Source organism: Anabaena azotica SJ-1 (assembly GCF_047275885.1).
In the GTDB taxonomy this organism is placed as follows: domain Bacteria; phylum Cyanobacteriota; class Cyanobacteriia; order Cyanobacteriales; family Nostocaceae; genus Trichormus_B; species Trichormus_B azotica_A.
Genome location: NZ_CP178454.1, coordinates 1,002,275 through 1,028,263, shown reverse-complemented (window position 1 = coordinate 1,028,263; position 25,989 = coordinate 1,002,275). Strand labels below are relative to the sequence as shown.

Below are 25,989 nucleotides of genomic sequence, written 5' to 3'. Positions count from 1 at the left end.
GGATTTTTCCTAAATCTTAATTGTCTGATAGCGTAGCGTGGCGTGACGTAAGCCATATCAGGATGTCCAGGATTTAAGGATTTACAGGATTGTTATTAAATCTAAAATCCAAAGTCTCAAATCTAAAATCTAAAATCGCATGACAAACATCTCTCTTGAAATGACTGGTGAATCACATCACCAAGAACCGCCAAATAACTGGAAAACCTATTTCACTTTCAGCACAGACCACAAAGTAATAGGTATTCAATACCTCGTTACCTCCTTTATTTTCTTCCTCGTTGGTGGTATCTTCGCCATGATTTTGCGGGGTGAACTTGTCACCCCCGAATCTGATTTAATCGACCGTACAGTTTATAACGGAATGTTCACAATGCACGGTACAGTTATGCTGTTCCTGTGGACATTTCCCTCACTAGTTGGTTTAGCTAACTATCTCGTACCCATTATGATTGGGGCGAGAGATATGGCATTTCCTCGCCTCAACGCCGTTGCTTTTTGGATGGTTCCCGTAGTGGGAATTCTCCTCATGTCCAGTTTCTTCGTACCTGGTGGACCAGCCCAATCTGGTTGGTGGGCTTATCCCCCCGTCAGCTTACAAAACCCCACAGGTCACTTGGTCAACGGACAAGTTCTCTGGTTATTAGCAGTAGCTACTTCCGGTGTTTCTTCCATCATGGGCGCAGTGAACTTTGTCACCACCATTGTGAAAATGCGTGCGCCAGGAATGGGCTTTTTTAGAATGCCCTTATTTGTTTGGGCAGTATTTAGCGCCCAAATTATCCAATTATTTGGACTTCCCGCTTTAACTGCTGGTGCGGTCATGTTGCTGTTTGACTTAACAGTTGGAACTGCATTTTTTGACCCCAGCAAAGGTGGAAACCCAGTCATGTTTCAGCATTACTTCTGGTTTTATTCCCACCCTGCGGTTTATGTAATCATTCTCCCCGTCTTCGGGATTTTCTCAGAAATATTCCCCGTTTATTCCCGCAAGCCTTTATTTGGTTACAAGGTAGTTGCAATTTCTTCCATGTTAATTGCCGTAGTTAGTGCCATTGTTTGGGTACACCATATGTATGTCAGTGGTACCCCTGGTTGGATGCGGTTAATTTTCATGTTGACAACCATGTTTGTTTCCATTCCTACAGGGATTAAAGTATTTGCTTGGGTAGCAACAATTTGGGGTGGAAAAATCAGATTAACTACACCAATGATGTTTGCTTTGGGTGGTTTAATCATGTTTGTTTTTGCTGGTATTACAGGAATTATGCTTTCTTCTGTACCAGTAGATGTTCACGTTAACAATACCTATTTTGTAGTAGGTCATTTCCATTATGTTCTTTACGGAACAGTGACAATGGGAATGTATGCAGCCATCTATCATTGGTTTCCCAAAATGACAGGGCGGATGTTTAATGAAGGTTGGGGACAAATTCATTTTTGGTTAGCATTCATTGGTACTAACTTGAACTTTTTACCCATGCATCCATTAGGTTTGCAAGGGATGTTACGCCGAGTCGCTTCTTACGCACCAGAATATACATTTTGGAATGTTATCGCTAGTTTGGGTGCATTCTTATTAGGAATGTCTACCTTACCCTTCATTTTCAATATGTTGGTTTCTTGGACACAAGGTGAAAAAGCACCTAATAATCCTTGGAGAGCAATTGGTTTAGAATGGCTGATTTCTTCACCTCCTAGTGTTGAGAATTTTGAAGAAATTCCCATCATTATTAGTGAACCCTACGGTTACGGAAAATCAGAACCATTAACCGCTAACCTCGAAAACTACACAACATTAAACGACCCAGAATAATGCAGAGAAAAAGAAGGACGCAGAAAACTCTGCGTACCCTCTGTTTTGTAAGAGGTGACACTTAACAGGTGACAGGTGACGATGCTCAAAGTTTTTTAGGATGTCATTCTTAGGATTAGTTGATGTCCTAAATGCCTTATCTGTTTTTACAGCCCTGCATTTAAAACTCAAAAGGAGAATTTCACCAATGGATAGTTCTATTAACCCAGAAGAATTACATCATGTCTCCCATGAACATGAACACGATGAAGAAGGCAATAAAATGTTTGGTTTTATTGTTTTTCTATTATCAGAAAGTGTCATCTTTTTAAGTTTCTTTGCTGGCTATATTATCTACAAAACTACAACAGAGAACTGGCTACCTGCCGGTGTTGAGGGATTGGAAATTACAGCACCGACAATTAACACAATTATTCTGGTTTCTAGTAGCTTTGTAATTTACTTTGCGGAAAGATGCCTACAGAGACAAAATTTACAGGGTTTTCGCCTATTTTTGTTGGCAACAATGGTAATGGGTAGCTACTTTTTATATGGTCAAGCTGTGGAATGGAGTGAATTAAAATTTGGCTTTACTTCCGGTACTTTTGGCGGGATGTTTTACCTGTTAACTGGGTTTCACGGTTTGCACGTTTTGACCGGAATTTTGTTGCAGTTGATGATTTTGATTCGTTCTTTCATTCCCGGTAATTACGATACAGGTCACTTTGGTGTTAATTCAACTTCGTTGTTTTGGCACTTTGTTGATGTTATCTGGATTATTTTGTTTCTGCTTATCTACGTTTGGCAGTAGGCAAATTATGTATGGGTTTAGCATTGCTGAACCCTTATTTTTCTGACTTGGAGTATTCTCTAGCCTGAATATTTACACATTAATAAACTACATTTATAGTCAATCAAAAACAATAGTTCCTAACAATTAAGTACAAAAAAATAAATTATACACGCAAAATTTTAGCTTTTTATTGCATTTAAAGATTTTGTACAAGCTTGTGCGATCGCCTCAACTGGTAAAATCTGTACCGCTGCACCTAATTCTACTGCGGCTTTGGGCATACCATAGACTACACAGGTTTTGCTATCTTGAACTATAGTATGCCAGTCTGAATCCCTCAGTAATTTTAACCCTTGAGCGCCATCCCGACCCATACCGGTTAGTAATACTCCCACCCCTTTTCCCTGCCAATATTTAGCCACACTTGCAAAAAATACATCAACCGATGGATGGTAAAAACTATTTAGCGGTTCTTCTTGATAGTCGAGGGTTTGGTCAGAACGCATAACCAGATGATGATTTGTACCAGCAATTAATACTCTACCCAGTTTTGGTAAATCACCTGAGATAGCAAGATTGACAGGTAAGGAAATTTGTCCATTTAACCAGGTTGCAAACCCTTGAGTAAATTGAGCATCAAGATGTTGAACAATGACCACAGAGGCGTTTAAATTTTGAGGAAACTTGGACAGAATAGTAACTAATGCTTGGGGTCCACCTGTAGAAGAACCAATGATAATCAGGGGTGGGTGTTGTTGTGGGGAATTTTGGGGTTTGAGTGGTGAGTCAAATTGCGATCGCTGTTGTGAAGATTTACCAATTAATCTGGCAATAGTAGCGATTTTCTTCAGTAACCTGATGCTACTTTCTGTCTGTTCACCTAAACCCATAGCTGGTGTATTAACAGCATCTAAAGCTCCATAACCCATTGCTGCAAACACCTTGGCTGCATAGCGATTAACACTAGCTGTCACCATGACAATAGCGCAGGGAGATTGACTCATAATGCGCCGTGTCGCTTCCACCCCGTCCATATTTGGCATCAACACATCCATCAAAATCAAATCTGGGGTATCTTCTGCACACTTAGCGACAGCTTCCACACCATCATAAGCAATCCAAGCTAAATCATATTCTGGCACTTTCGCCAAAATCCGCCGTAGTGCTTCCACTGCAATAATTAAATCATTAACAATAGCAATTCTCATAAAACAGTCGTATTTGATTTGTCAACGAATTCATGAAAACATAGATCCAATAGCCAGTCTATTTTACAATTAACTATGTAAATCGCTGATAAAATATGCCAGATATTCTAACTATCTATTGAGGACTACATCTTTACACACAAATTCCGCGCATTGCGTTCTTACTTGATGCAAAAGTCTTAACAATAGCTCATGATAAGATTTTAGTCACAGAAGAAATTACTCGACGAGCAATAGAATTAACAACATTTAATATTAAAAAATTTGATGCTTTTCATCTGGCTTGTGCTGAAAATAACGCTGATGTTTTCTTAACTACTGATAGCCGTCTATTGTCAAAATCATTAAGCTATAAGGATAATATAAATATAATAGTTGCTAATCCAATGATCTGGTTAGCAGAAGCTACTAATAATATTGTACAAGGAGGAGAAAATGACCCCAATTGAACTATATAGGAAAGGATTTCAAGCTCTTGTAGATGCTTTAGGATATGTTGACGCTATCAGATTTATTCGTCAATTTGACAATGGTAGTGGAGACTATACAGAAGAACGTCATCAATGGTTAGATCAGGTAACAATGGATGAAATACTAGCAGATATTAAGAAACATCAAGAAAATATCTAGGTGAAAGAGATAAATAGGCTTTAATTTTTAATTCTTTAACCCAGGAGATTGTCTTATGGAAAGAATAAATTACTCGCTAATTATTCAAGATATTTTACGCAATCATTCTATTAATGATATAGCTAATGATACAGAAATTCAATTGCTTTTTGATACGCCACGTCATCATTATCAAGTATTAAATATTGGTTGGAAACAACAAATTAGAACCTATGGGGTGATTATTCATGTTGATATTAAAGATGATAAAATCTGGATACAAAGAGATGGTACAGAAATTGGTATTGCTAATGAATTAATAGCTGCTGGTGTACCTAAAGAAGATATTGTTTTAGGATTTCATGCTCCTTATAAACGGCAATTTACAGGTTTTGCGGTGGGATAATAATTTATTTCCATTTTTTACTGTTTTATAACAAGTTTATTCTTTATCAAGAATCAGACTAATACCACAACGAATTGTCGCTTCTGCTAACCGATTATCAAAGTAACTTTAACCGCAATGCTAATTCTAAATAAGCTGCATCATAAACATATGTGCCAGCAATTTCATTGTTTCCATTTTTTACCACCATTCTTAGGTACAGGTTGTTAATTTCTGTATTTCCATCAGCTTCTAGTCGCTGAATCACTATTCTTACTTTCATATTAATGCCTATTAATGCCTATCTTTTATCTCCGCCACAGAGCAATAGAAAAAGTATTATTTTTTACCCTATTTGTCCACAATAGATAAACTATGCTTGGTAACTCTGCAAAATGCGATCGCTGTGTGGATATAATTAGGGCGATCGCAGTTACTATATTTCAGTTGTTAGCTAATTCTAAGCCTCTCTGCTGATTGTTCATACTCTGAGGAGTCAGCTTTTGAGGGACAATCTGGATACCTCCAGTCTGGTTCTTGAAGCGACCATTTCCTCTCATCTTGCAAATGCTGATTCTCATAAAGAATATCTTCAACAGATACACTTATTCGGTCAACCAGATTAGGACAGTCTGGTAGAACAGCACGCAATAGTACCAGATCCTCACGCAGTTGCTGCCCTTGAAATTTTCTAGTGGTGAAGTGTGGATACTCAAAATTTGAGTTAGAATGTATAGACATGAGAAATCATCCTTGTAATTTTACAAGTGAAAATAGAATCTAAAACGGCTGAGTGCTTGGCGGCATAGCCGTTTTGAGATTTAGGTTTTTAAACAACGCTCACTGAACATCCCAAAAAAGTTCAGTGGGCGTTTGTTATATGAACATCATGCTAACACAGTCCTATAGAAAATAACAAGACTACAGTTAGTATGACGTTGACAATTTTTAGATGAAGTTCTATACTACTTAAGGTAAGAGAGAAAATAATAGCCCTAGACACTTCTTAACGAAATCTCTAGGATAAATCCCTATTAGGGATTGAAATATACTTACTGTAGTCTGTATTTTCTCTCTTAATCCCTCTGATCTGAATTGAAACTTTGCATTTCATCAGAGGGTAAACAACAATCCCTATTAGGGCTTATGGTTTATTTGTGCAAGCAATAAATATCTAGATGCTTGTTGTTTAAATCGTCCCTTTGACTATCAAACAGAGGAAAGTCATGACGAAAACTCAAAATGAAATCATCAAACAAGGTTATGATGCCTTAATTAACTCTCTAGGAATTACCGATACTATTCGGTTTATTCAATATTTCAGTCCTGGCAAGGGAGACTATACCAAAGAACGTCATCAATGGTTAGATGAAAAAACTTTAACAGAAGTGTTAGCAGAAATCAAACAATTGGAAACAGAAGATGCTAATCAATATGAAGAAATAATTGAGTAATAATATTCACTAAACAATCTAATTAATTCAACATAAATTAACTGGAATTAACTCAAATCCCTGACTTCTTTAATAAATCGGGGATGTTTTTGGATGAGCAATTATCAATTTAGCTGCATTTTCTAAGACTTTCATAGTTTGAGTCTCCAGATAGGGAAAATCATTAATAAACTCAGCTAAACCCCCCTCACTTTCGAGATAGTCAAACAATGTTTGTAAATGAACACGAGTTCCTACAAAAACCGGAACTCCACTCATAATTTCGGGATCAGAGTGAATAATACCTTGAGTTTCTAATAAGTTGTTTACTGTCATGTTTCCTTCAAGATATAACTCAATATCTTTATATTATAGCAGTGATATGTAAAGTTTTATGACTACTGTGAGGGAAGCGATCGCCTTTATTACCCTTCACCAATGACATCAATTACAGCTTTTAATAAGGTACTATCATGAAAACTGCTTTTAGTTAAATAATAGTTTGCTCCTGCTTCTAACCCTTGGATGCGGTCTTCTTCCCGGTCTTTGTAGGAAACAATAATCACAGGTAAATGTTTCAATTTGCCATTACTTCTGATTTGGGTGGTGAGTTCAAAACCATTCATACGGGGCATATCAATATCTGTTACTACTAAGTCATAATCACCACTGCGGACTGCGTTCCATCCATCCATACCATTAACTGCGACATCTACTTTATAACCATTATTTTCTAACAATTTGCGCTCCATTTCCCGCACAGTAATAGAATCATCCACCACTAAAATTCGTTTGTAGGTTTTGATAGCAGTTTGATTAGAGGACTGATTGATCTGACTTAGTTGCCCACTGGCCAGAACTTTGGTGATAGAACGGACTAAATCCTCAACATCGACTATTAATACTGGAGAACCATCATCCATCAAAGCAGCAGCACTCATATTAGGGACTTTTCCCAATCGGGGATCTAGGGGTCGAACTACCAAACTGCATTCTCCGAGAAAGCGATCTACAACTAATCCATAATGGTTGAGGCGATTATTGCCTGTGATGCGTGTTCCCCCATCGCTGATAATGACAATAGGTAAAAATTCTTTATCAACATTCTGTGCTGGCAATTCTAAAACTTGATGAGCCGATATCAGGCTTACTGGCTGGTCGTTGAGCATGAAAAACGGCTGATTTTCTGAGACAATAATTTCTGATTTTGGCAGCATTACTACTCGATCAATCCGTGCCAATCCAAAAGCATAGGCTTCATGAGCTATTTCTACTAAGAGAGTCCGCAATACCGACAAAGTTAGCGGCAGTTGTAAGTAAAATGTCATTCCCTGCCCTGGTTGGGAAACTGCCCGGAGAGTACCACCAACTTCTCGCACGGTGCTGTGTACGACATCCAAACCCACTCCTCTACCAGAAATTTCAGTGACAGTTTTGGCTGTAGAAAAACCTGGTAAAAATAAGAATTCCATTAACTCATTTTCGGTGAGTTGTGTGGCTATTTCTGGGCTGATATGGTTTTTTTTGATTACCTCTTGACGCAGAATTTCCATATCTATACCTCTACCATCATCGGAGACGGTAATTAATAGCATTCCTGCCCGATGCATGACTTCAATGCGGATGTGTCCCTCTTCTGGTTTGCCAACTGCTAGACGTTCTTGGGGTGTTTCAATGCCGTGATCTATGGCGTTGCGGAGGATATGGAATAATGGTGCTTCTAGACGTTCCAGGATGTCCCGATCTACAAGGGTGGATTTACCAATGATTTCTAGGTTGACTTGTTTACCTAATTCTCTGGCTAAGTCTCGCACCATACGGGGAAAACTTTGTCCTCTGTCGGCAAAGGGACTGGCATGAGTGGCGATAACTTGACGATATAGACGATCGCTCAGGTTAGAAAAACGCTGACAAAATAATTCTAGTTCGTTATGGCGATCGCTCAATAATTGGCGACATTCACTGGCTGTTTGCCGAGCAATACTCATCTTTTCTTCTATTTGCCCATTTCCATGATGCTGATTTCCGTTCTCTTCATTTTCCCATAACACCTGTAAGGCATCCAATAAGCTGGATAACTGGAGTTGATCTGCTTTGAGTTTCAGCAATGAATCAGCAAATTTTTCCAACCATTTGGCTTCAACTAAGGATTCCCCAGCTAAACCCATTAAACGATTGAGATTATCGGCATTGACCCGCACCACACGGTTCTGCACTATGTCTGAGGATTGGGGACTGGGTACTGGGGATTGGGTACTGGGGATTGGGGATTGGGTATTGGGGATTGGGTATTGGGTATTGGGGACTGTATAAGAGGCTATGGGAATTAATTCTTCTTTCTCCCCTACTCCCCCTACTCCCCCTACTCCCCCTGCTCCCCCTACTCCCCCTGCTTCCCCTGCTCCCCTGCTCCCCTGCCCCTCTGCCCCTCTGCTCCCCTGCTCCCCTGCCTCACTTGGATTTGAGATAATAGCAGCGATCGCACTCACTAAATCTTCTATACTGCGATCGTCAAATTGGGGTTCTGGGTTGCCAACACAAGTTTCAGCCATTTGTACTAGCAAATCCACCGCTTTGAGCAAAACATCAACATTAGCGGCAGTTAAAGCAATTGTCCCTGACTGAGCAGCTACAAAACAGTCTTCCATTTTATGAGCTAGGGTGACAGCTGGATCAATTTGCACAATTCGCGCTGCACCTTTAATTGAGTGTGCCGCCCGCATTAAGGCTGCTAATTCTTCTGTCGGGTTGGGTTTGGTTTCTAGTGCTAACAGGGAATCACTCAACATTGCACCCTGAGTTTTTACCTCCATGCTGAATAGATCCAGCAAGGAAAGATGGCTAAAGTCTGACTCTTGTGTCATGGCAACACCTTTCTTTTTAAGGACATGAATAATAATTGGTCATCAATGTAGCTGAGACTGCGTGATTGCCAATGAAAAAAGCCTTTTATATAGCTGTGACTTACTGAAGTTGCACTGTTTGGAGGATATCTTAATTCATCGTGACGAAATTGGTATAATCCATAAAATTCATCTACAGGAAAAACCCAACTATTGCCCCCTTTTTCAATTACTATCATGCGGGAATAAACGATTGGACTCAAGGGATCAGGCTGGGTTTCAGATGTTTCCAGATGCAATAAATGGCTCAAAGAAATACATAATTGCAGTTCTCCTCGGATATTGACTAATCCCTTTAAAATGTCGTTGCTGCGATGGGGTATGGTGTGAATTAAAGTTGGTGATATGGTTTCCTTTAATATTTGTGCCGACAGTGCCAACCATTCTCTCTGTAAACGAAAAATCCCTACTGTCAGGGTTTGTGTTGTGGCCAAGGAGTCAGATTCTGGTGTTACAAGCTGGTTTCCTGCCTCTATTTTTGTCTTTGAGAAAAACTTAGTCCATTCCTGCTGATAGTTCTCTGGGATGGAACGTTCTAGCAAGTTGCGTCCAGCAGAAGAGTAAACGGGACAATTACGACAGTGGATAAAATGGCATAATTCTGAACAAGTGCGATCGCCTGCAATTCCAATTACATTCCAGCATTTTTCCAAATTTGATTGTTCAGTAATGGAATTCATCATTAATTATCTCCAAGAAATCGGCTACTTTTCTCCATATATTGCCCTGCACCATCATTAACCTTAAAACGGCTCATTTCTTGACGCAAACCTTGAGCGACTTGATTAAGTTGAGAAATAGCCTGATTAATTTCTCGCAAAGAAGCCGCAGTCTGGACAGAATTACTACTCAACTGTGACATCGCATCACTAATTTGGATTGCTCCCTGAGACTGTGCTTCCATACCTTGACTCACTGCTTCATATCTTGGTGTTAAATCTTGTACTTGCTCAATAATTTCTCCCAATTGTGTACTAATATTCCTGACATCTTCCACACTTCTTCCCACTTCGGCTGCAAATTTATCCATTTCCATCACACCTGTAGAAACGGAAGATTGCATTTGTTTAACCATTTGTTCAATATCTATGGTTGCCACTGCGGTTTGATCTGCTAGTCTTCTGATTTCTCTGGCTACCACTGCAAAACCTAAACCATATTCTCCCGCTTTCTCTGCTTCTATTGCGGCGTTTAATGACAACAAATTAGTTTGGTCTGCCACTTTGGTAATCGTGACAACTATATTATTAATATTATTGGCTTTCTCGCTAATTACTCCCAATCTCCCAGCGATAGAATTTGTTGCTTCTACCAGTTGCTTCATAGTTGTTTCCATCTGCAATAAATCCTTCTGACTATCACTTGCTGCTACTGTTGTTCCTTGAGATAGCGCAGATACTTCTTCTACTGTTTTTACTAATTCTCTAGACGTTGCTGATATTTCTTTGGCTGCTACTGTTACTTGGTTTGTTGATGCTAATTGTTCTGTAATGCTGGTTTCTAATTGTTTTCCTGATGCTGCTATTTGGGTGGCTGATGAAGTTACCTGGATTCCTGATTGCTGTACTTGACGAATCAAATTACTTAAATTCTGCGTCATATTTTGAAAAGCATAGAGCAGTTGTCCAACTTCATCTTTGCTATTTGATGTACCTTCAATCACAGATTGAGTTAAATCTCCCGCAGAAATTTTTTCTGCTGCTTCTACAGTTTTGGCAATTCTATTACCTAAAAATTTAGTAATCAAAAAATTAGCAACTATCACAACAGATAAAGATAATATAGATGCAGCTAATGCGGCTACAGTTAGCAAGTCTATATAAGATTGTGTTGCCGTAATACTTCTTTGTAAATTTTCTTTTTCATATTGATTAAATTCATTACTTGTTTTCGTAAATTCATCAACAACATCCCTTGTAGAACTAAAAATCTTAATCAATTCATCTTTTTTTGTACCACTTACGGCACGACTCACTGTATTATCTTTTAAAGCATTATACTCATTATATAATTGCACCATCCTATCTATTTTTTCTTTCTGCTTTGCATCTTTAACTACAGTTTTAGCTTTTTCTAATCCTTTTTGAAACTCCTGCTGATGTTGTGCATATTCTCCTAGAGCATCTTGATATAAATTTGGATCAATAACATATCTTTGCAGACGACGATGCATATTTAATCCAGCAATTACCATTTCATTCTGTCCATCAATTGCTGTTTGAGCGAAATTAACTTGGTTTAAAGTTTCCCTAGTTTGATTAGAATTGGCATATACCATTAAACTGAACACAACCATCAAAACTGTTGGTACAGAGAAGCCTAACAATGTTAGATCTTTAATTTTCCAATTACTGAACATCTAATTATTTCCTAAATTTATGCTAGTTTGGTAATCTATCTTCTGATAAATATGATATAGCGATATGCGCTTGAATCAGTTACAAAATTCAACTAAAAAGCCACAACTACAATACTTTCAACCCTATTCGCTGCTATACATATTTTCACCTGTTATCATTAACTTTAAAACGGCTCATTTCTTGACGCAAACCCTGAGCAACTTGATTAAGTTGAGAAATAGCCTGATTAATTTCTCGCAAAGAAGCCGCAGTCTGGACAGAATTACTACTCAACTGTGACATCGCATCACTAATTTGGATTGCTCCCTGAGACTGTGCTTCCATACCTTGACTCACTGCTTCATATCTTGGTGTTAAATCTTGTACTTGCTCAATAATTTCTCCCAATTGTGTACTAATATTCCTGACATCTTCCACACTTCTTCCCACTTCGGCTGCAAATTTATCCATTTCCATCACACCTGTAGAAACGGAAGATTGCATTTGTTTAACCATTTGTTCAATATCTATGGTTGCCACTGCGGTTTGATCTGCTAGTCTTCTGATTTCTCTGGCTACCACTGCAAAACCTAAACCATATTCTCCCGCTTTCTCTGCTTCTATTGCGGCGTTTAATGACAACAAATTAGTTTGGTCTGCCACTTTGGTAATCGTGACAACTATATTATTAATATTATTGGCTTTCTCGCTAATTACTCCCAATCTCCCAGCGATAGAATTTGTTGCTTCTACCAGTTGCTTCATAGTTGTTTCCATCTGCAATAAATCCTTCTGACTATCACTTGCTGCTACTGTTGTTCCTTGAGATAGCGCAGATACTTCTTCTACTGTTTTTACTAATTCTCTAGACGTTGCTGATATTTCTTTGGCTGCTACTGTTACTTGGTTTGTTGATGCTAATTGTTCTGTAATGCTGGTTTCTAATTGTTTTCCTGATGCTGCTATTTGGGTGGCTGATGAAGTTACCTGGATTCCTGATTGTTGGATCTGAAGCATAAAATTATTCAAATTAAGAATCATGTTTTGAAAGGATATTAGCAGTTGGTTAATTTCATCTTGATTGTGAGAATCAGCAGTTATTTTTACATTTAAATTTCCTGTAGCAATTTCTTCGGCAAAACCAACTACTTTCACAACTCTATTAGTAATTTGTCGAGAAATCATCATACCTAAAACGATAGTAATTATTGTGCATAAAGCTACACCTAAAGAAATAAAAATCATACTATTTTTTACATCTTCTTCTGCTTCTTTACGAACTAAAAAAGCAAAATCTTGATTATTTTTGATTAAATTAAAAATAGTTTGATCACTAGCTAAAAATAATTCATTTCCTTCTGTAATTGAATATGCATTCAATTGACGATGCAATTTTATGGCTTTTTTAACTTCAGCCATTTCAGGCGAGTTAACTTTTCCTTGGATGATTAATTCTAATTCTTTTCTTTCTGGATCACGAAATCCGAACTGATATAAATCCGCCTCCCATTGCATAAATCTTTCATGAGATCGCTGCCAAACATTCCATTCATTTTTTAATTGTGTATATAATTCTTTATCTTTTTTGTTATTTTGGAAGTAATTATCATACTGTTGAAAACCTTCATTAATGCGCTTCCATGTTTTTTTAATTTCTACTAATGTAGTATTTCTTTGTGCTGCACTTATTTCTGGATTCAAGAGTATTCTCTGCAAGTTTTCAATTCTAGTTTGACCTTCATTTATTTTGCCAATAGCATCAAGATTAGGTACATTATTAGTTGTCAGAATTTGAATATGTTGTGTTAATTTAGAAGTGCTAACCCATCCAACTAGACCAACAAATAAAACAAGTAATCCTATGAATGAAAAGGCAGTAAGCAGACGTAATTGAAGATTCATATTTTTCATATAGAGATCCTATTTGAGTTAAGAAATTATCAGTGAGGGAAGGGAACAGGTAACAGAAAGTGTTCATGAATCATTTAGGACTGCTATAGTATTTAATTGTTCATATAGCGGTATGCACTTGAATGAGATACACAATTAACGTCCAAAATCCATACGCTAAAAGACTTTCAACTCTATTCCCTGTTAAGAGTTCCCTGCTATATTAACTAGATTATTTATTTAAATGGTTTTATAGCGGTATGCACTTGAATGAGATACACAATTAACGTCCAAAATCCATACACTAAAAGATTTTCAACTCTGTTCCCTGTTCCCTGCTATATCATTTATTTAAGTCTTACACAAGGTATTGTAAAAATCTCTAAATACAATATTTCTGAAATTAGGAAATTGATCAAAATTATTGTCAATGAACAATAAGAAACTTTAAATTGGGATGTTGTTTTTATTGATTAAGGTCGATGTTGAAGTCGCTGTATCCGTTGCCAAAGAATATTAGCACTTACTACATCTCCTTGATTTTCCTTGAGTAAAGCTAAATGAGTTAAGGCTTCTTGGTGAGTAGGTTGCAGATAAATTGCTTTTTGGAATGATTGTAAAGAGTCTTCATTTTTTCCCATTGCTTGTTGTAGTTGACCAAGCAGTACATAAGCTTCTACACTGATTTTATTTTGTTTAATATAGTCGTTACATAGTTCAATAGCTGCTGGTAAATGGCCTTGATCTGCTAAATTTTTGGCGTTTTCTAGTAAGTTGGTTGTACTAGCTTTGGGTGTGGTATTGGGTTTTAATTTATGGCTAATAATGGGACGTTTTGAGTGAATTACACGATGATTCTGGTGAGTATTTTTATGTTCTTTGGTTTTGATAGCAAGATGATCAAGAGCCGATTTACGATAAGCGAATGTTAAAGAATGACGTATGGAAACAAAGCGAGAATTCAGCAATGAAGATGCTTCTGCGTGTCCAACAAATAACAATCCATCTGGATTTAATAGCCTTTCTAAAATTCTAATTGTGCGTTCTTTTGCAGTGATATCAAAGTAGATTAATAGGTTGCGACAAAATATAATATTATATGGTGGCATTCCCATTAAAAAATCAGGTTGTGCTAGATTACCATGCATAAAATGCACCGTAGATTTTACTTGTTCGTGCAGATAATATCCTGTTTCATGGCGCTGAAAATAGCGTTCCTGAAATGAAAGTGGATTACCACGGAATGAGTATTGATTGTAAATTGCTCTTTGAGCAGTTAGCAAACACTTTTTGCTAATATCAATTGCATCAATGTGAAATCTAGCCGGATTCAACCCTGCTTCTAATAAAGCGATCGCTATCGAATAAGGTTCTTCACCTGTGGAACAAGGTACACTCAGAACCCGCAATACACTATTTTTGTGATTGGTTAACCATTCAGATGCTACATATTGCTGTAAATATTTGAAAGATTCACGTTCCCGAAAAAACCAAGTTTCAGGGATGATTAAAGCGTCAATAAGTGCATCCCATTCTTGGGGATATGTCTGAATTATTTCTAAATAACTATTAATATTGGTTATTCTACATTCTAACATTCGTTGTTCTATAGCTCGTGCGATCGCATCAGAACCGATTGAGTTAGGATCTAACCCAATTTTCTTCGTCAGTAAAACTTCGCCATCAGAATATATCATTGTTACAGCGATACATTAATTACAGCAGGGAACAGGGAACAGGGTTAAAAGTCTTTTAGTATATAGCTTTGTGCTTAAAATTTGTACTGTAATACGTTGTGTTATTTATGTTCACTATGAACTTCTGCTACCAGATAAGCTTGTTGCACCTCTGATAACAAGTATTCTACGTGAAGGCACTGAATCATGCCTTGCTCATCTACAATCATTTTACCCAAGTAAGGTGGTTTATCTATCTGAATATCAACATCAATTAAATCAATATCCGATTTTTGTAAAGTTTCTACAACTCTTTGAGCCATCAAACCCATAATTTGCGGTACAGTCTCCTGTGTAGCATCTCTACCCCAATGATTGACTAAAATAATCCGTGTACTTAAATGTTCAGAACACCTTTGACCAGTCATTAACTGACTAAGATCAATGACGGGAATAATTCGCCCTCGGTAATTAAATACACCTGCAAAATATTCGGGTGTATGGGGAAGTCTTGTCAAGTTGACAAGGGGTATCACTTCCACAATCTGCTGACTAGCTATGGCGTAACGTTCATTATTGATATGGAAGAGTAGCATTAACATTCACCCACCTCATCTTGGCTGTCAATAATACTAAATCAAATTCAAGAAGTCAGGGATCTGGTTGTTAACGAATGATATAGGAATGCTTGATATATGTATTAATTTATAATTAATTCAGTATAAATACTATATTGATGATGTTAATGTATTCTTAGTCGAACCATGAGTCCTTTACACGCCTAATGGAAGTCGAGGAATGGTATCAAAGAATAAATAGCGTCTTGTAGGGATATCGCCTTTATATTGAGATGTGGGGAAGCACGTTAGCGGTAACTCACCGTAGGTATCGCTTGCTAAAATAGAAGTAATTTAAAGTTACAGGAGAAACAAATAAATGATCACATTAGAAATGGCGATCGCTAAAATTAAACAATTACCTCTTGAACAGCGCAATGAAGTAATTAAATTTATCGAGTTCTTAGAATTTAAAGCCGGAAACATTGATCTTATTTCACAAGAAACAAAAACTACAAATAATTACCCACTGAGAGGAAAACCTATTACCATTGCCAGTGATTTTGATGAACCTATGCCTGAACTTTGGGAAGCATTAACAGAATGATTTTACTAGATACCCATATTTGGCTATGGTTGCTTCACGATCCTAGTCAACTATCACAAGCAACACAAGCAGCTATTCAACATGAAGAATCCCAAAATGGCTTATTAGTTTCTGCTATTTCTGTTTGGGAAGTAGCAGTTAAATCTAGTATCGGTAAATTAGTTTTACCTTTACCCATTGATGAATGGTATCAGTTAGCGCAAACTCATTCAGGTATAGTCATAAAACCTTTATCACCCATAGATGCAATTGCTAGTACACAATTACGAGACGATTTTCACAAAGATCCAGCAGACAGAATTTTAGTTACTATTGCAAGACGTTATGAAATTCCCCTTGTTACCTGCGATGCCAAGATTTTAAATTATCCCCATGTCAAAACAATTTGGTAAGTATGCGATCGCCTTTCTATTGAGATGTGGGAAGTGCAATCACAAATAGCTCATAAAAACTTTTGCGGTTATAATTATTAGCAATCTAGTAAGTTATATTGGCTACTATGACTAACTCATTACAATACATCTGTGATTCAGAAGGGCAAACAGTTTCCGTAGTTGTTCCTATTGCCCTTTGGCAAGAAATAATGGCTGAGAGAGAAACTGCTTATTTGTTGAGTAGTCCAGCCATGAAAGCGAGATTACTTACGGCTAGAAAACGTCTAGATGGAATTTCTTTGGAAGCAGCCTGTGAGAAACTTGGAATTTGATACAGATGCTTTTGAGGACTTAGCTTGGTGGATCGAAAGCGATCGGAAAAAAGCATTAAAAATCATCAAACTAATTCGTGAAGTACAACGTAATCCATTTGAAGGCACAGGACAACCTGAAGCACTAAAACACGATCTATCTAGTATTCAATCTGGATATGAACTACCAACGATTTGTACACCTTATGAACTTATGGGAGATTAACTATGTGGAAAGATGAAGTATTAGAAGAAATTTACAAAATTCGAGAAGAACACGCTAAATCTTTTAATTATGATTTGCATGAAATTTGTAAAGATTTAAGAAAAAAACAGGTAGCTAAAAACAGAAAAATTATTACTCAACCTCTGGTAACATTATCATCCTCAACTAAATAGGCGATAGCGAAGCGCGACCGAGGAATCGCCTTTTTTAGATGTAGGGAGTGCGATCGCTTTCAATTTATAATCATCGGTGTAGGAGTTTAGCTAAACCCCTACTACTTTCAACTATGACTAAAACTCCGCGCTTTGTGGTGTGCGGGGGAACGGAATTACATCCCGAATATTCCCCATACCCGTCATAAACTGTACCAATCGTTCAAACCCCAAACCAAAACCAGCATGGGGAACAGTTCCATAACGACGCAAATCTAAATACCACCACAAATCTTCAGGTTTCATACCTTGTGCTAAAACCCGTTTTTCTAAGACATCTAACCTTTCTTCCCGTTGAGAACCACCAATTATTTCCCCTATTTTCGGTGCAAGAATATCCATAGCGCGGACAGTTTTTTCATCATCACTCAACCTCATATAAAAAGCTTTAATTTGGGCGGGATAATCTGTCACAATTACAGGTTTTTTAAACAGTTGTTCTGCTAAATAGCGTTCATGTTCTGATTGCAAATCAGCACCCCAATTTACAGGATAGTCAAACTTCACATCAGCTTTTTCTAAAAGTTTCACAGCATCAGTGTAAGTTAACCGTTCAAATTGATTATTAATAATGTTATCTGCGGTTTCTAAAACAGTTTTATCAATCCGTTCATTGAAAAATTCCATGTCTTCGGGACAAGTTTCTAATACATATTTAAAAATATATTTGAGAAACTCTTCTGCCAAATCCATATCACCTTCTAAATCACAGAAAGCCATTTCTGGTTCAACCATCCAGAATTCTGCTAAGTGACGAGAAGTGTTAGAATTTTCTGCCCGGAATGTGGGACCAAAGGTGTAGACGTTGGTAAACGCCATGGCCATAATTTCCGCTTCTAATTGTCCACTAACTGTCAAATATGCAGGTTTACTAAAGAAATCTTGACTATAATCAATTTCTTGGTTTTCTGTGCGGGGAACTTTCTTTAAATCCAAATTAGTAACGCTAAATAATTCTCCTGCACCTTCACAATCACTAGCGGTAATAATGGGAGTATGTACCCATAAAAAATCCCGTTCTTGAAAAAATTGGTGAATAGCAGTCGCGCAAGCATTTCTCACCCGAAACACTGCACCAAAGGAGTTAGTTCGGGAACGCAGATGTGCAATGGTGCGGAGAAACTCAAAGGAATGACGTTTCTTTTGCAGGGGATAGGTTTCGGGATCAGCATCTCCGTAGATTTTCACAGCATCCGCTTTTAATTCTATCCGCTGTCCTTTCCCTTGGGAAGCCACCAGTACACCTGCTACTTCTACTGAAGCACCGGTATTGATTTGTTTTAATATTCCTTCGTAGTCTGGTAAATCTTGGTTGATGACAATTTGCAAATTACCTAATGATGAACCATCATTAACTTCTAAAAACGCAAAACCTTTTAATTCACGCTTTGTTCTTACCCAACCTTGAACTAATAGAGACTCATCAGGTTGACCACTTCTTAATATTTCTGCAATGCGACGATTTAGCATTTTTGACAATTTTTATTTTGTTAATTTATATAATAGTAATTTTCCTGGGAGATTGGGGATAGTCAACTGACAGATGATAACTAACGAATTAACTAATCCAAGACCTTAATAACCAACCGATGATCACGCCTAAACCACCAAAACGGACAACTTGCCAAAATGGTCTTTTCAGGCTATTCCAAGAAAATAGCTGGCTTTCTAAGTTTATTTCTAATACTTCTAACTTTTTTTGAATGCGTTTTAACTCTTCCTTAATTTCTGGTGTCTGATGTTTATTTTGTTGGAGATTTTTTAATTCTTGTTGCCATTGTGCCTTTTTCTGCTGGTCTTGTTGCACTTGGGCATATCTTTCTTTCAAGAGTCGGAGGTCTGTTTCTAGTTCCTCCAGTTCCTGGTCAAACTCTGGTTGCTGGTTATCTTCTAATTTAGTCATTGGTGATGAGTCTTTAGCTATGATGATTAAATCATAACTTTTAGTCTTACCTTCGCACTTAGTCTTATGTCTCTAACCAGTCAACTAAATGAAATCAGTACCCTAGAATTGGCGCAAGCCCTGATGGAAAGGCTAAGTATCTCTCCTAATGATTGGCATCGTCTCAAATCTAACCGTAATGCCCGTGCTAGTGAACAATTAGCGGCTGCTATGGTGTTTCTCCTCACAAATCAACCCCAAGAGGCACAAGCTAGGTTAGAACAGGCTGTAGGATGGCTAGATAAGTCAATTTCAGCCCCTCCCTGTCCGACTCATGGTAAAGGCTAAGGATGTAGGGAGAAGAAATTTAATTTCTGCCTGTTGTCTTTTGCCTATCACCGTCGTAAGGATAAAAGACGACGGGTTTCTAGTTGTTTACAAAGTCTGAGTTCTGTTCCTTTGCGGTTCCACTCTACTTGATCAAAGATTTGATGGAGAAGAGACATTCCTCGTCCACTTTCTGATTCATCCGGTGGTAGATATTCTGTGGGATCACAGTTGCAATCACAGGATGGAGTAAAGCCGTTGCCTTGGTCTGAGATAATCCACCAATACTGGTTATCTATCAAGGAAAACCGAACTACTACTAGTTTACTGGGATCAAGATTATTGCCATGTTTAGCTGCGTTTACTAGGGCTTCTTGAAGTCCTAATCGCAGTTCTGCTTGTAATTTTGTGGGAACATCTGCCAATAGTAAATCTAATATCGGACAAAGATAAAGAGTTGAGGCAAAACTAATAGTACCCCAATTACGTCCGACTGGACGGAGAGAAATGGTAATCACAAGAGAAACCCCGTAGCTTTTAATTAGCTAGACATCAGTTTGGTGTGACAGTCACCCTGATAAAAATTGAGGTGGTCATGCTGCTTTCAAACTTGCGTCTGTAAAACTAAATTTTGAAAAGGCTGCGGAGCATTGGCTCTACAGATAAGTTATTATTGCTTGATTAAAAATCGGCTGGAATCATGCTGCTGGTGCAACAAGCAATGTTGAAAATTGCTATTTTTGGTAAGAGTATGGGAATACTCGTTTGTGTTGCCGATTTGTAATTTAGACAACTTAATTCATCTTTATTAAGAGCCTATGCAACTTCAATTTTTTTAAAGAAAAACAATTTTTATTTTTGACTTAATTAGATTTTAGCATTATTGCTAACCACTGGACTACAAATTTCCCATTTAAGTTTTTGTAAAGAATTAATTACTCTGGGGTGATTGCGATCGCACCAGAAATGCTGCTGCTTCGACGTGAGCCGTTTGGGGGAAAAAGTCGGCGGGCTGTACTCTTGTAAGTTTATATAGTCCATGTTCACAAAGTAATTTCAGGTCGCGGGACAGGGTGGCTACTTTACAACTGACGTAAACAATCCGCGAAGGTTTCAGGCTAAGTAAAGATTTGATAACATTAGCTTCACATCCTTTACGTGGCGGATCAAGTAAGACGACATCTGGTATAATTCCCAAATTCGGGAGATTTTTTTCTACTGCTCCTACTTGGAATGTCACATTATGAATTCCATTATTTTGAGCATTAGAAATAGCCTGTTCCACTGCTGCTGATTGCACTTCTAAGCCAATAACTTGGCGTGATTGTTTTGCTAGGGGTAAGGTCAAAGTGCCGATACCACAATAGGCATCAACTAAAATTTCGTTACCTTGCAAATTGAGTTCTGACTGAATTACTTGTAACAGTGCTTCAGCAGTTTCGGTGTACACCTGAAAAAATGTTTCTGGGCGTACTTGAAATTCTATGTCCGCGAATTTTTCTCGCAGGTGAGGAATTCCAGCAATACAAACTGTTTCATTACCAAATATAACATTTGTGCGATCGCTATTGCGATTTAGACATACTCCCATCAGATGGGTATAACGCTGCAACCATTCCTGTGCCTGGGTTTCAATGCCTGGTAAATTCTTATCTTTCACCACCAAAGTCAGCAGCATTTCCCCTGTCCGGCGACCAATGCGTAAACCCAAATGGCGAATTGATCCTTGGTGACGAGTTTCATCATAAATTGACCAGCCGCGCTTTTGGATATCCAATTTCACCTCAGCCAATAAAGGATTTAAGCGTGAGTCTTGGACTGGACATTGATTTAAGTTAATTAATTGGTGGCTACCTTTTTGGTAATAACCGGCTTGTACCTGACCGCTAGGAGACATACCAAGGGGGTAAGTAACTTTGTTGCGATAAGCTAAAGAGGAATCAGCCACCAGCACCGGATCTACAGGTGGGTTAGTAAAACCGCCAATACGTTCCAAGGCTTGAATAACTTGATTTTGCTTGGCTGTAAGTTGGTATTCATCATCAATATGTTGCCACTGACAACCGCCACATTTATCAGCCACAATGCAATTGGGTCTAATGCGGTGTGGAGATGGTGCGAGGATTTGTTTGAGTGTCCCATGAGCATACTTAGGCTTAACGTGGAGTAGCCTGACAAGAATGCGATCGCCTGGAACTGTATCTGGAACAAAAACCACTCGCTGATCAAAGCGTCCCACCCCATCACCAGTGTCACTTAAATCAGAAACTTCAACTTCTATTATTTCACCTTGCCGCCAAACTTTATTAGTCATTAGTCATTAATCATTGGGAACAGGGAACAGGGAACAGGAAATAGGGAATAGGCAAAAGTTACAATATATTAATTTAATTTGCATAATTTACACCAATTACCAATTACCAATTACCAATTACCATCTTCCCACACCCTTCACTTCTGTACCGCGAACTGGTTAAACTAGCAAATAATATTATTTCGAGTGATTACATAATCATGACTGTAATTAGCCAAGTTATTCTCCAAGCCGATGACGAACTGCGTTACCCCAGCAGTGGCGAACTCAAGAGTATCAAAGAATATTTGCAAACAGGCGTACAGCGAACCAGAATAGCTGCTACCCTCTCCGAAAACGAGAAAAAGATAGTTCAGGAAGCAACCAAAAAACTTTGGCAAAAGCGCCCTGACTTTATCGCCCCTGGTGGTAACGCTTACGGTGAAAAACAACGTGCCTTATGTATCCGTGACTTTGGCTGGTACTTGCGCCTGATTACTTACGGCGTACTTGCTGGTGACAAAGAACCAATTGAAAAAATCGGTTTGATTGGTGTGCGGGAAATGTACAACTCTCTGGGCGTTCCTGTCCCTGGAATGGTAGAAGCTATTAATTCCCTCAAACAAGCCGCCTTAGATTTATTGGGTGCTGAAGATGCGGCTGCTGCTGCACCTTACTTTGACTACATCATTCAAGCAATGTCCTAATACTCAACTTGTAATGATTTTAGCAGTATCGGACATTAGCACTCGATACCGATAACATTCCTCATTTGATTATAACTTCCCCACACTTAGTAGTGGCTATGGCAAAATATTTGTCAAGTTATTAACAAGTAGTGGGGATATTTTATGAAAAGGGCAGGAGGCAGGAGGCAGGAGGCAGGAGTCAGGAGTCAGGAGTCAGGAGTCAGAAGGCAGAAGGCAGGAGGCAGGGGGTAGGAGGCAGTAGGCAGGAGTTCAGAAGGAATAGATTATTCTCTCCCCCATCTCCCTCATCACCCCCATCACCCCCATCTCCCCTGCTCCTCTGCTCCCCTGCTCCCCTGCTCCCTATCACCAACGACAAAAAACCGACAGGTATAAAGCTGTCGGCCATTAGTGTGTTCCCTATTAATGACTCGGCTAGAGTTCAGTTATCTGTGATTATGCCAAGATGCTCACTATTAGAGGAGGATCTTAATCATGTAAAATTGTGATTGGTATCATAAAATTAAGTGACTTTAATCACTTAATTTTTCCCGAAATAATGCTTAGATTTTAGCGATTTATTGAGCCAAATACACACCGTATTTATGGAAACGGGAACAGTAACAGCGAAACAAAAGTCATATCTATTTGTAACAACTAAAACGACTAATAGCAAATGTATATTGATTTTTTAAAAGTAATATCAAGCATACTTGTTTTAAGTTTAAATACTGCTTGTACAAATCAACTAGAAAACCAAGCTTTACGCGAAAATACCCTTAGCACTGAAAATACAAGCGTAGCAGCTAATCATAAATCTAAAAAAAATAGGCCGTCTCAAAAAACCACCACAATTACTATTGAAGGAGAAAATACTCCTGTAAAGTTGCAACTTTATCAAGCTGAAAATTTACTAACCACTTATTTTCCTGATCCAGATTTTATTGCTGAATCAGGATCTTCAGGTGAGGGACAATCAGTGAGATTTATTGCAAACTTTGGAGGTCAAAAAAACGAAAATGCTTATATTCATATCGCTTTTTTAAATGATTTAAAGAATCTAGAACAAGTAAGAAAATTTATTAATGATAAAAAAGGGTTAATAGCGTCTAATAAATGGCGTGTTGTGAGTCAGACAAAAAAAGTTCCCTATTCTTGGTCTAAGGAAAAGATATCTTTTAGTAAGGGGAAAGATATTATTGGTGAGATTTATTTGGGAGAACAAAAAGGCAAAGTATTTTACGTTATTACCCATTTACCAGTAGAATATGGAGATGGCTTTGGAGCAAGAGCAGATTTGATTTTAAAAAATCTGGAAATAGGTGGATAAAGCCAATAAAACCGTGTGATTTTTGGATATACCATGAGAGATTTTTAAAACATCCTCTAAGGGTAGCCATGCCCACAAAGGCTTTACAGACCCTATGTATCTTTTTAAGAATCAAAACGGATTTCTATAGCTGTGGATTTTTGATAAGTATTGACAATATAGTGTGTAATTTAATGCAGTAGGGTTTAAAATCTTCATGTTCTAAAAACCTGCAAGGTTATGAAGATTTTAATACAGGCTTATCGCTGGATTATTCTATTAGTTTGTCTAATTGCTGTTTTTGCTTGGTTTCAGGTCTTTGCTGGACAAATTCAACCACACAATGCGGTCATTTTTGTGACTGATGGTTTGCGGACGATGACTGTTAATGCTACTGACACACCGACTTTACAGTCAATTCGAGAACAGGGTGTGAATTTTGTTAACAGCCATTCTCTGTTTCCTACTTTTACCACAGCGAATGCTTCTGCTATTGCTACAGGCCATTATCTTGGTGATACAGGAGATTTTAGTAATACTATTAAAGTTAAAGCCCCTGTTAAAAATGCCAAAAATAGTTTAGTTCCATTTCTAGAAAATGACGCTGTTCTGAAAGAAGTGAACCAACAATTCGGTAAAAACTTTCTGAATGAAGTTAGTCTTTTAGCTGTAGCAAAAAAATCAGGTTTTAGCACTGCGGCTGTGGGTAAATTGGGTCCGGTTTTAATTCAAGATGTGACTCAAAAAAAAGGTGAGCCGACCATCATTTTTGATGATGCTACAGGGACATCAAACGGAATTCCACTGAATCCAGAAATTAGCAAACTATTAACCAAAAATTCTCTACCTTTAATAAGTCCATCGCGGGGAGAAAATGGCAAATCTGGTGATAGTAAAACTCCTGGTACAAAAGTTGCCAATATTGAACAGCAACAATATTTTTCTGATGTCACTAATAAGATAATTTTACCTCTTTTCAAACAACGAAAAAAACCTTTTTTATTGGTTTATTGGTCACGTGATCCGGATGGAACACAGCACAATCAAGGTGATAGTCTTAATCAACTTGTTCCTGGTATTAATGGTGTTACTGTTCAAGCTGCAAAGCGAAATGTTGATAATAATTTGGCACAAATTCGCGCTACAATCAAAAAATTAAATTTAGAAAAAACAACGAATATTTTTGTTACTGCTGATCATGGCTTTTCCACAATTAGTAAAGAAAGTAAAACCAGTTATGCGGCAAGTCTCAGTTATGAAAATGTACCGACAGGGTTTTTACCTCCTGGTTTTTTAGGAATAGATTTAGCTCATGATTTAGGACTTTCTTTGTTTGACCCAGATCATAAAAATGCGCCAGTTGAACCAACTCAGGGACAATTTTCTATCAGTAGCATTTTGGGTAAAAATTCTCAAAATCCAGATGTAATTATTGCTGGGAATGGTGGTTCTGATTTGATTTATTTACCCAATTCTAAAAATCAAAAAAATTACACACAAAAAATTGTTAATTCCCTACTCAAACAAGATTATGTTAGTGGTTTGTTTGTCAATGATGCGTTAGGAAATATTGCTGGTACATTACCCCTAAGCGCGGTTAAATTGCGGGGAACAGCACGAACTCCGACACCTTCAATAGTTGTGAATTTCCGTTCTTTTGATACAGGTTGTGGTATACCAACAGCTTGCGGTGTGGTTGTAGCTGATACTGCTTTACAACAAGGTCAAGGAATGCACGGGAGTTTTAGCCGTGCGGATACTTTTAATAACATGACTGTTATTGGACCCGACTTTAAAAAGCAGTATGTTGATGAAGCACCTGTGAGTAATGCAGATGTGGCTGTAACTTTGGCCAAGGTGCTAAATTTAAAAGTTCCTGCTCAGGGTAAGCTGGTGGGACGAGTGTTAAATGAAGCTTTGCGTGGTAGTTTGAATAAGGTAAATTTTCAGTCTCATGTTTTAGAATCTGCAATGTCTGAGAATGGATTGAAGACAATTTTGAAATATCAAACTGTGGGAGATACTCGTTATTTTGATGTTGCGGGATTTCCTGGGAGGACTTTGGGGTTGTAATTGTCAGCATCAGGATTTACAGAATTTAAGGATGAACAGGATAAGGCTATAATTGATTTTAGGAAGATTTCAAAAACCTCAGCTAGATATTTAATCAT

At 37.9% G+C, this 25,989-nt stretch carries 28 protein-coding genes; 14 read left to right on the top strand and 14 right to left on the bottom strand.

Annotated elements, in window-relative coordinates; translation table 11 throughout:
• The first annotated feature begins 139 nt into the window (after positions 1 to 139).
• Entirely contained in the window at positions 140 to 1,816 is a 1,677-nt protein-coding gene (gene ctaD / locus ACLLO5_RS04390) for a cytochrome c oxidase subunit I (protein WP_413174268.1), read from the top strand.
• Positions 1,817 to 2,003: 187 nt separating this feature from the next.
• On the top strand, positions 2,004 to 2,606 hold the full coding sequence (locus ACLLO5_RS04385; RefSeq protein WP_413174267.1) for a heme-copper oxidase subunit III: 603 nt from the start codon (positions 2,004 to 2,006) through the stop codon (positions 2,604 to 2,606).
• A gap of 161 nt (positions 2,607 to 2,767) precedes the next feature.
• Here ACLLO5_RS04385 and ACLLO5_RS04380 read toward each other — a convergent pair whose 3' ends face one another.
• Entirely contained in the window at positions 2,768 to 3,796 is a 1,029-nt protein-coding gene (locus tag ACLLO5_RS04380) for a chemotaxis response regulator protein-glutamate methylesterase (protein WP_413174266.1), read from the bottom strand.
• A 435-nt stretch (positions 3,797 to 4,231) separates the two neighbouring features.
• Between ACLLO5_RS04380 and ACLLO5_RS04375 the strand changes: the two genes are divergently transcribed.
• Both ACLLO5_RS04375 and ACLLO5_RS04370 read left to right on the top strand, forming a co-directional pair.
• On the top strand, positions 4,232 to 4,426 hold the full coding sequence (locus ACLLO5_RS04375) for a hypothetical protein (protein ID WP_096567498.1): 195 nt from the start codon (positions 4,232 to 4,234) through the stop codon (positions 4,424 to 4,426).
• Positions 4,427 to 4,481: 55 nt separating this feature from the next.
• A complete protein-coding gene (locus ACLLO5_RS04370; protein WP_413174265.1) occupies positions 4,482 to 4,811 on the top strand; it encodes a XisI protein in 330 nt (109 codons plus the stop codon).
• A gap of 97 nt (positions 4,812 to 4,908) precedes the next feature.
• Here the strand turns inward: ACLLO5_RS04370 and ACLLO5_RS04365 are convergent, their stop codons facing one another.
• Positions 4,909 to 5,073 carry a hypothetical protein gene (locus ACLLO5_RS04365; protein WP_413174264.1) on the bottom strand — a complete coding sequence of 55 codons (165 nt, stop codon included), beginning with the start codon at positions 5,071 to 5,073 and terminating at the stop codon, positions 4,909 to 4,911.
• Between the two features lie 167 nt (positions 5,074 to 5,240).
• Entirely contained in the window at positions 5,241 to 5,531 is a 291-nt protein-coding gene (locus tag ACLLO5_RS04360; protein WP_413174263.1) for a hypothetical protein, read from the bottom strand.
• Between the two features lie 485 nt (positions 5,532 to 6,016).
• Between ACLLO5_RS04360 and ACLLO5_RS04355 the strand changes: the two genes are divergently transcribed.
• Positions 6,017 to 6,244, top strand: coding sequence for a hypothetical protein (locus ACLLO5_RS04355; protein WP_413174262.1), 228 nt, complete (start codon positions 6,017 to 6,019; stop codon positions 6,242 to 6,244).
• Positions 6,245 to 6,313: 69 nt separating this feature from the next.
• On the opposite strand, the gene ACLLO5_RS04350 is transcribed toward ACLLO5_RS04355, so the two are convergent.
• The 7 genes from ACLLO5_RS04350 to ACLLO5_RS04320 form a co-directional block, all read right to left on the bottom strand.
• Positions 6,314 to 6,559 (bottom strand): DUF433 domain-containing protein, encoded by a 246-nt coding sequence (locus tag ACLLO5_RS04350; protein WP_413174261.1) that lies wholly within the window; start codon positions 6,557 to 6,559, stop codon positions 6,314 to 6,316.
• 89 nt (positions 6,560 to 6,648) lie between these two features.
• The gene (locus ACLLO5_RS04345; RefSeq protein WP_413174260.1) at positions 6,649 to 9,087 is read right to left on the bottom strand and encodes a response regulator; all 2,439 of its coding nucleotides are present in this window, start codon (positions 9,085 to 9,087) and stop codon (positions 6,649 to 6,651) included.
• A complete protein-coding gene (locus ACLLO5_RS04340; protein WP_413174259.1) occupies positions 9,084 to 9,809 on the bottom strand; it encodes a chemotaxis protein CheW in 726 nt (241 codons plus the stop codon). The genes ACLLO5_RS04345 and ACLLO5_RS04340 overlap by 4 nt, the downstream gene beginning before the upstream one ends.
• Positions 9,809 to 11,485 (bottom strand): methyl-accepting chemotaxis protein, encoded by a 1,677-nt coding sequence (locus ACLLO5_RS04335; protein ID WP_413174258.1) that lies wholly within the window; start codon positions 11,483 to 11,485, stop codon positions 9,809 to 9,811. Before ACLLO5_RS04335 ends, ACLLO5_RS04340 begins: the two co-directional genes overlap by 1 nt.
• 145 nt (positions 11,486 to 11,630) lie before the next feature.
• Positions 11,631 to 13,367, bottom strand: coding sequence for a methyl-accepting chemotaxis protein (locus ACLLO5_RS04330; protein WP_413174257.1), 1,737 nt, complete (start codon positions 13,365 to 13,367; stop codon positions 11,631 to 11,633).
• Between the two features lie 461 nt (positions 13,368 to 13,828).
• Positions 13,829 to 15,052 (bottom strand): CheR family methyltransferase, encoded by a 1,224-nt coding sequence (locus ACLLO5_RS04325; protein ID WP_413174256.1) that lies wholly within the window; start codon positions 15,050 to 15,052, stop codon positions 13,829 to 13,831.
• Positions 15,053 to 15,153: 101 nt separating this feature from the next.
• Positions 15,154 to 15,633, bottom strand: coding sequence for a chemotaxis protein CheW (locus ACLLO5_RS04320; protein ID WP_413174255.1), 480 nt, complete (start codon positions 15,631 to 15,633; stop codon positions 15,154 to 15,156).
• 334 nt (positions 15,634 to 15,967) lie between these two features.
• On the opposite strand from ACLLO5_RS04320, the gene ACLLO5_RS04315 reads away from it, so the two are divergent.
• The 5 genes from ACLLO5_RS04315 to ACLLO5_RS04295 all read left to right on the top strand — a co-directional run bounded on the left by ACLLO5_RS04315 (position 15,968) and on the right by ACLLO5_RS04295 (position 17,279).
• Positions 15,968 to 16,195: a DUF2281 domain-containing protein gene (locus tag ACLLO5_RS04315; RefSeq protein ID WP_413174254.1), complete on the top strand. Its 228-nt coding sequence runs from the start codon at positions 15,968 to 15,970 to the stop codon at positions 16,193 to 16,195.
• The gene (locus tag ACLLO5_RS04310; RefSeq protein ID WP_413174253.1) at positions 16,192 to 16,587 is read left to right on the top strand and encodes a type II toxin-antitoxin system VapC family toxin; all 396 of its coding nucleotides are present in this window, start codon (positions 16,192 to 16,194) and stop codon (positions 16,585 to 16,587) included. Before ACLLO5_RS04315 ends, ACLLO5_RS04310 begins: the two co-directional genes overlap by 4 nt.
• A 107-nt stretch (positions 16,588 to 16,694) precedes the next feature.
• Entirely contained in the window at positions 16,695 to 16,901 is a 207-nt protein-coding gene (locus tag ACLLO5_RS04305) for a prevent-host-death protein (RefSeq protein WP_413174252.1), read from the top strand.
• The gene (locus tag ACLLO5_RS04300; RefSeq protein ID WP_413174251.1) at positions 16,858 to 17,106 is read left to right on the top strand and encodes a type II toxin-antitoxin system YoeB family toxin; all 249 of its coding nucleotides are present in this window, start codon (positions 16,858 to 16,860) and stop codon (positions 17,104 to 17,106) included. The genes ACLLO5_RS04305 and ACLLO5_RS04300 overlap by 44 nt, the downstream gene beginning before the upstream one ends.
• Positions 17,107 to 17,108: 2 nt before the next feature.
• On the top strand, positions 17,109 to 17,279 hold the full coding sequence (locus tag ACLLO5_RS04295) for a hypothetical protein (protein WP_413174250.1): 171 nt from the start codon (positions 17,109 to 17,111) through the stop codon (positions 17,277 to 17,279).
• A gap of 117 nt (positions 17,280 to 17,396) precedes the next feature.
• Here ACLLO5_RS04295 and asnS read toward each other — a convergent pair whose 3' ends face one another.
• Entirely contained in the window at positions 17,397 to 18,788 is a 1,392-nt protein-coding gene (gene asnS / locus ACLLO5_RS04290) for an asparagine--tRNA ligase (RefSeq protein WP_413174249.1), read from the bottom strand.
• An 88-nt stretch (positions 18,789 to 18,876) separates the two neighbouring features.
• Positions 18,877 to 19,221, bottom strand: coding sequence for a hypothetical protein (locus tag ACLLO5_RS04285; RefSeq protein ID WP_413174248.1), 345 nt, complete (start codon positions 19,219 to 19,221; stop codon positions 18,877 to 18,879).
• A 66-nt stretch (positions 19,222 to 19,287) separates the two neighbouring features.
• On the opposite strand from ACLLO5_RS04285, the gene ACLLO5_RS04280 reads away from it, so the two are divergent.
• Positions 19,288 to 19,548, top strand: a complete 261-nt coding sequence (locus ACLLO5_RS04280; RefSeq protein ID WP_413174247.1) for a DUF6439 family protein — start codon at positions 19,288 to 19,290, stop codon at positions 19,546 to 19,548.
• Between the two features lie 47 nt (positions 19,549 to 19,595).
• Here ACLLO5_RS04280 and ACLLO5_RS04275 read toward each other — a convergent pair whose 3' ends face one another.
• Positions 19,596 to 20,045: an ATP-binding protein gene (locus tag ACLLO5_RS04275; protein ID WP_413174246.1), complete on the bottom strand. Its 450-nt coding sequence runs from the start codon at positions 20,043 to 20,045 to the stop codon at positions 19,596 to 19,598.
• A gap of 413 nt (positions 20,046 to 20,458) precedes the next feature.
• The gene (gene rlmD, locus ACLLO5_RS04270; RefSeq protein ID WP_413174245.1) at positions 20,459 to 21,841 is read right to left on the bottom strand and encodes a 23S rRNA (uracil(1939)-C(5))-methyltransferase RlmD; all 1,383 of its coding nucleotides are present in this window, start codon (positions 21,839 to 21,841) and stop codon (positions 20,459 to 20,461) included.
• A gap of 200 nt (positions 21,842 to 22,041) precedes the next feature.
• On the opposite strand from rlmD, the gene apcD reads away from it, so the two are divergent.
• The 3 genes from apcD to ACLLO5_RS04255 all read left to right on the top strand — a co-directional run bounded on the left by apcD (position 22,042) and on the right by ACLLO5_RS04255 (position 25,891).
• Positions 22,042 to 22,527 carry an allophycocyanin subunit alpha-B gene (gene apcD, locus ACLLO5_RS04265; protein WP_413174244.1) on the top strand — a complete coding sequence of 162 codons (486 nt, stop codon included), beginning with the start codon at positions 22,042 to 22,044 and terminating at the stop codon, positions 22,525 to 22,527.
• 658 nt (positions 22,528 to 23,185) lie between these two features.
• Positions 23,186 to 23,839: a hypothetical protein gene (locus tag ACLLO5_RS04260; RefSeq protein ID WP_413174243.1), complete on the top strand. Its 654-nt coding sequence runs from the start codon at positions 23,186 to 23,188 to the stop codon at positions 23,837 to 23,839.
• A gap of 219 nt (positions 23,840 to 24,058) precedes the next feature.
• Complete coding sequence (locus ACLLO5_RS04255) at positions 24,059 to 25,891, top strand: alkaline phosphatase family protein (RefSeq protein ID WP_413174242.1); 1,833 nt, start codon at positions 24,059 to 24,061, stop codon at positions 25,889 to 25,891.
• Positions 25,892 to 25,989 lie beyond the last annotated feature (98 nt).